Origin of the sequence: Vaccinium witches'-broom phytoplasma str. VAC (assembly GCF_000309405.1) — a bacterium.
GTDB lineage: Bacteria > Bacillota_I > Bacilli_A > Acholeplasmatales > Acholeplasmataceae > Phytoplasma.
The window spans coordinates 1-3,928 of record NZ_AKIN01000242.1 but is presented as its reverse complement, the minus strand read 5'-3'; the positions used below and the strand labels follow the sequence as shown (position 1 = coordinate 3,928).

At 26.3% G+C, this 3,928-nt stretch carries 3 protein-coding genes; all 3 read left to right on the top strand.

Features of this window, described 5'->3' with window-relative positions; all coding sequences use genetic code 11:
- Positions 1 to 246: 246 nt before the first annotated feature.
- The 3 genes from RI68_RS03250 (at position 247) to RI68_RS03240 (ending at position 3,769) form a co-directional block, all read left to right on the top strand.
- On the top strand, positions 247 to 978 hold the full coding sequence (locus RI68_RS03250; RefSeq protein ID WP_017193797.1) for an amino acid ABC transporter ATP-binding protein: 732 nt from the start codon (positions 247 to 249) through the stop codon (positions 976 to 978).
- A gap of 125 nt (positions 979 to 1,103) precedes the next feature.
- Complete coding sequence (locus tag RI68_RS03245) at positions 1,104 to 1,922, top strand: amino acid ABC transporter permease (RefSeq protein WP_017193796.1); 819 nt, start codon at positions 1,104 to 1,106, stop codon at positions 1,920 to 1,922.
- A 239-nt stretch (positions 1,923 to 2,161) separates the two neighbouring features.
- The gene (locus tag RI68_RS03240; RefSeq protein ID WP_017193795.1) at positions 2,162 to 3,769 is read left to right on the top strand and encodes an ABC transporter permease subunit; all 1,608 of its coding nucleotides are present in this window, start codon (positions 2,162 to 2,164) and stop codon (positions 3,767 to 3,769) included.
- Positions 3,770 to 3,928: the final 159 nt, after the last annotated feature.

The window sequence follows — 3,928 nt, the reverse complement described above, 5'->3', positions numbered from 1 at the left end:
GTTATTTTTTGGTTTTGCATAAATGATGACAAAGAATTGATATAGTTAATAAAATATTAATCTTTTTTTCTTTTTTTTATCTAACCAAGACCTTTAACTAAACAACTTTTTTTCCAAAATATGCATTTTTAATAAAAAAAATAAAACATTTTGATGTTTAAACGGTCGTTCTTGTTAAAAAAATACTTTCATAAAGTAATTCGAAATATATGAAATTTAGATAAAAAACAAAGGAGAAAAAAAGATATGAAAAACATGATAGAAATTAAAAATTTAAATAAATCATTTGACGGAAAACACATTTTAAAAAATATTAATTTAAATATTCGCCACCAAGAAATACTTACTATTATAGGTCATTCTGGTTCTGGTAAATCCACTTTATTAAGAACTTTAAATTTATTAGAAGTACCTGATTCAGGGGAAATTTTGATTAATTCACAAAACATCTTAGATAAGAACGTTAATTTATCTGATTTACGCACTCAAGTAGGAATGGTTTTTCAAAATTTTAACTTATTCGAAGAAAAGACTGTTTTAGAGAATTGTTGTTTAGCGCCGGTTAAAGTTTTAAAAATGAGCAAAGAACAAGCTAAAGCTAATGCTTTACAAAAACTAAAAGAAGTAGGTTTAGAAAAATTTGCTGATGTAGATGTGAAACAGCTTTCTGGAGGACAAAAACAAAGAGTCGCAATCGCTAGAACTTTATGTATGCAACCAAAAGTTATTTTATTGGACGAACCAACTTCCGCTCTTGATCCCGAATCTTCTCAAGAAGTAATGCAAATATTAAAAAAATTAGCTGAACAAAACGAAATTACTCTAGTTATAGTTACGCATGAAATGAAATTCGCTAAAAAAGTTTCTCATAATATTTGTTTTATGGAAAACGGCGTTATTGTGGAAAAAGGTTCTTCTAAAGAAATTTTTGAAACTAATAAATACCCTAAAATAAGATCTTTTTTTGAAGAATTTTGATCTCATTTAATTAAAAACTACTTTTTAATGCTATAACTATGTACTTTGAAATAAAAACGCATTATGAACAAAAAATAAAGCGTTTATGAATATTTAAAATAAGAAAAAAAGGAATGATAGATTTTATGGATTTAAACATAAAAACATATTGGAAAAAAAATATTTTTTTGACTATTTTTTTGTTATTTTTGATTTGGTTACATTATTCTGTTTTATTTTTTTTGGATGTTAAAAATAATTCTGACTTGTCTACGAAAAGTCCTTCTTTTTGGTCTAACTTATATCAATCCTTGCCGGCTTATAAACAAGGTTTTTTGACTACTTTATTATTAGCGATAGACGGGCTTTTTTTAGGCTTTTTATTGGCTATATTATTAACAATGTGGAAAAACTCTTCTGAAGGGATAAAAAGGCAAAAAACTTGTTTAATTTATCTGCAAAAAATATTAACAGTTATTTTTAACTTTTTAATGAATTTTTTTAAAGCTATACCCATAGTAATTCAAGCTTTATTGTTTTATAGTTTTTTAGTGAATATGCCATCTTTTAAAGGTTCTTTAGGACCAGTGATAGTCGGTTTGATCGTTATTATGTTAAATACAGCTTTTAATCTAACAGAAATTATGTTAAACCATATTAAATTTTTAGATCATGGACAAATAGAAGCTGCTTATTCTTTAGGAATGAACCAAAAACAAGTTTTTCGTTATATCACTTTAGGACAAACTTTTAAAAGAACGATTCCCTCTGTTTGGAACCAGTTTATTATTAATTTGAAAGAAACCGCTTTATTTCAAATAATCGGAGTCGTAAGTCTTATTTTCGCGGCCCAAAGGCAAGTTTCGATTACTTTTGACACTATTACCCCTTATCTTTTAATAAGTTTGTTTTATTTAATGTTAGTTGGTATGACGGATTTAATCAATCAAAAAACTAAACATTAATTATTTGGGAACAAATAATTATGACAACAGAATAATATTAAGAACAAAGTAATCGATCGAAATATAACAATCCATCCTATTGAAAAATAAGATGAAAAACAAATATTTAATTTAAGTGGCAAATTTATTAATGAATATCTTGTTTTCAACTTTTATTAGTTTAAGTTAATTTTTTTATTTTCAACAAAAGAAACTAAATAATAAAGATGAAATTGATCAGAAGGAATAATTGTAACTTTATGGACACTTTTATATTAAAAAAATATCTTATGAAAAAATTGGAAAAAATTTCCATCGGCACAATAATAGCGATTCTTTTGGTTTGGCTTAATTTTTATATCTTAATGCCTAATGGTGTTAAAAAAGATGGAAAAGAAACTTTAACTTTAGGAATTGTTAATAACGCTCCACCTTTCGCTTTTGACGGAACCAATAAAGATAACGGTCATGAAACTATTAATGGCGATTTTATCAGTGGTTCTGATATCGAATTTTTTAAAGAAATAGCCGACAAAATGAATAGGAATTTGATTATTAGAACTTTCTCTTTTCCTGGGATATTAAATGCTGTTAAACAGGGTACAGTAGACGTTATTATCGGAATGTTAAATGTTACAGCTGAAAGAAAAGAACAAATGTTATCTATTAAGTATCATAAGTCTGATTTAGGTATTCTTGTTAGAAAAGATGATCCTTTGTTTAAAGAGAAAAAGGATGCAATAAAATTAAACGACTTAAAGGAAGTGAAAAGGATAACCACTATTATCGGTTCAATATATGATATTCAATTTTTCGATACTTTGAAAAAACAACATTATTTGCCAAAAGCTAAAAAAACAGCTTTAAAAGAGGACGCGGTGAATTGTGCTGAGTCAGTTTCTAACGGAACAGCAGATGTTCTTTTATTAGAATATCCGGTAGTAGATTTAATCGCCAATCAACAACGTGATAAATTCAAAGCTTTCAAATTAACAGGTTTGCCTGTTGACATAAAAGTCCCTCCTTTAGTCATGTTCTTGCAAAAAGGTCCAAAAGGAGAAAATTTAAAAAAGGAATTAGAAGGCATTTTAAAAGACGTTTTAAATCTCGATAAAACATCATATCAAGACAAATACCATCCGACAGCAATTGACAAACATAAAAAGGTTATCGATTCGACCAAATCCAAAACAAGTTTTTTCAAAACATATTATAAAAGTTTTTTGATTTCTTTATTATTGGCTATTGACGGCTTGCTTTTAGGTTTTATATTATCTTTATTATTTTTCAAAATTAAGTTGTTATCAGTCAACGCTGCTGTAGAATCGCCTGCCAAAACATCTATTAAAATAAAAAACATCTTTGCTGTTTTAATAGATAGTTTGATATATGTTCTTAAAGTGGTTCCTATTTCTATTCAAGTTATTTTAGTTTATAATTTGTTAGTTCTTAATTTTAATTTTTTCAAAGTAGATTCTTTAGGTTCTTTTTATACCGCTTTAATTATCATTTTAATCAATAATGCTACTATTTTAACTAGCGTTTTCTTTAATAATATGAAACTTTTAGATAAAGGGCAATTTGAAGCTGCCTATTCTTTAGGGATGAAAAAAAAACAAGTTTTCAGTTATATTATTTTAAGACAAACTTTAAAAAGATCGATGCCTTTTGTTTGGAATCAACTAATTATTAATTTTAAAGAAACAGCTTTATTTTCTATCATTGGATTACCTAGTTTATTATGGAGTGCTCAACGTAATATTGTTCTTACTAATGATACAATTACTCCTTTCGTGATCGTTAGTGTTATTTATTTAACTTTAAACACTCTTACCAACTGTATTGGTAAAAAAATTAATAAAAATTAAATTATTAAACATAACTTTTTTGTTTTAAACAACTTATCAAAAACAAGTTCTTTTTCCTCGGGACTTGTTTTTTTTTTTTTTTGGTTGATTTTTGCTAAATATCCCAAGCAATGTTTGTACTTAGATAAACCAACATATTTATGAAGTTGACATATTTTT